The organism is Eudoraea sp., assembly GCF_049669105.1.
Lineage (GTDB): Bacteria > Bacteroidota > Bacteroidia > Flavobacteriales > Flavobacteriaceae > Eudoraea.
This window is the reverse complement of sequence record NZ_JBATKE010000226.1, coordinates 1-1,666: the sequence shown is the minus strand read 5'-3', so window position 1 is coordinate 1,666 and position 1,666 is coordinate 1. Positions and strand designations below refer to the sequence as shown.

Here is a 1,666-nt window from a genome sequence, read left to right as displayed (position 1 = left end):
ATTGTAGGACCCTTTGAAGGAAGCAAAGCAAGGCAGGTACTGGTTTCCGATATTTACGCTTTGGATCAGTTATTAAGTAATGAAATAAAATAAAAAATGAAATATTCTATTCTTATCGTGGCATTCGCCTTTTCAGCCTTTTATGCTCAGGCTCAATCTTCAGATAAAGCAAAGGCTCTTCTGGATGAAGTCTATAACAAGGTTAAGGGTTATGATAATATTGAGGTAAATTTCAAATTTGCGCTACACAATTCGGAAGCAGATGTAGATCAGGAGACCCGAGGCGATGTTACACTGGAAGGTGAAAAGTACCTTTTTAATTATTTAGGTTCACAACAATTATTTGATGGTGCTAAAGTATATACCATAGTCCCGGAAAATGAAGAAGTTACAATAGAGGATAAATCTGAAGAGGAAAATACCATAACACCTTCCAAAATGCTGACTTTTTATAAAAAGGGTCACAACTATGAATGGGATATCTTACAGAATGTTCAGGGCAGAAAAATTCAGTTTATAAAACTCATACCTATTGATACAAATTCTGAAATAACATCTATTCTGCTTGGCATTGATGTAGAAACCAAACATATATATAAACTCATTGAAACCGGTAAGAACGGCACAATAACTACGATTACTGTTAATTCTTTTAAAACTGATCAGCAATTATCAAAAACCTTATTTACTTTTGATGAAGACAAGTACAAAGAAGAAGGGTACTACATCATAAGAAACTAGACCATTGCGGATATTAGATAAGTACATTTTAAAACGATTTCTTTATAATTTTTTTAGTTCGTTCCTGATATTGATGTTTATCTTCGTATTTCAGACGATATGGCTATTCATTGATGATTTGGCCGGAAAAGGATTGGATATTATAATTATTGGTAAGTTCCTTTTTTACTTATTGCCAAACCTAACAGAAAAAGTACTGCCTCTTACAGTACTTCTGTCTTCTATATTAACTTTTGGAGCTTTTGCCGAGAATTATGAATTTGCCGCAATGAAGGCATCCGGGATTTCTCTGCAAAGAGCAATGTTGCCTCTAATAATTTTAGTAATATTTCTTGGTGGAGTAGCATTTTTCTTTGCGAATAGTGTAATTCCGGCTTCCGAACAAAAAATCTATAACCTAAGGCGAAATATTGCAAAAGTAAAACCAGCAGCTGTTATCGTAGAAGGCGTTTTTAGTGATGTTGAAGGGTTTAATATCAAAGTAGATGAAAAGTATGGTGAGAACGATAAATATCTGAAGGAGGTAGTTATTCATAAAAAGACGAATCTTGAAAAAAATAATACCGTTATTAAAGCCAAGACGGGCGAACTTAGAAGCAGCCAGGGATCTGATATCATACAATTGGTCCTAACTGATGGTCATTATTATGAGGAAATTGTGGCAAAAAGCGGTTCGGGAAAGGATAAATCTCCATTTGCAAGGTCTAATTTTGAGACATATATCATAAATATTGAAATCCCCGAGAATGATCAGGACCTGGAAGAAGAGCGTAATGTGCGAACGGATAAAATGAAAAATGTATCCAGACTCAATAAGGATATCGACTCATTACGGGAAAACAATGTAAAAATAGTTGCTGCTTTTTCTAAGAACATTACCAATAGAATGGGTGCATTTCTTCCGGTATCTCAGATTGATACGACA

Annotated in this window: 2 protein-coding genes; both read left to right on the top strand. The window is 34.5% G+C overall.

The window, feature by feature from the left end; translation table 11 throughout:
* Positions 1 to 96 precede the first annotated feature (96 nt).
* Positions 97 to 741, top strand: a complete 645-nt coding sequence (locus tag WBM60_RS16760) for a LolA family protein (protein ID WP_424283365.1) — start codon at positions 97 to 99, stop codon at positions 739 to 741.
* Positions 742 to 766: 25 nt separating this feature from the next.
* A partial coding sequence (locus WBM60_RS16755) for an LptF/LptG family permease (protein WP_424283366.1) occupies positions 767 to 1,666 on the top strand: 900 nt, incomplete at its 3' end.

Coding starts and splice junctions, on each gene's coding strand:
- WBM60_RS16760 (WP_424283365.1), top strand. CDS start 97: ATGAAATATTCTATTCTTATCGTGGCATTCGCCTTTTCAGCCTTTTAT.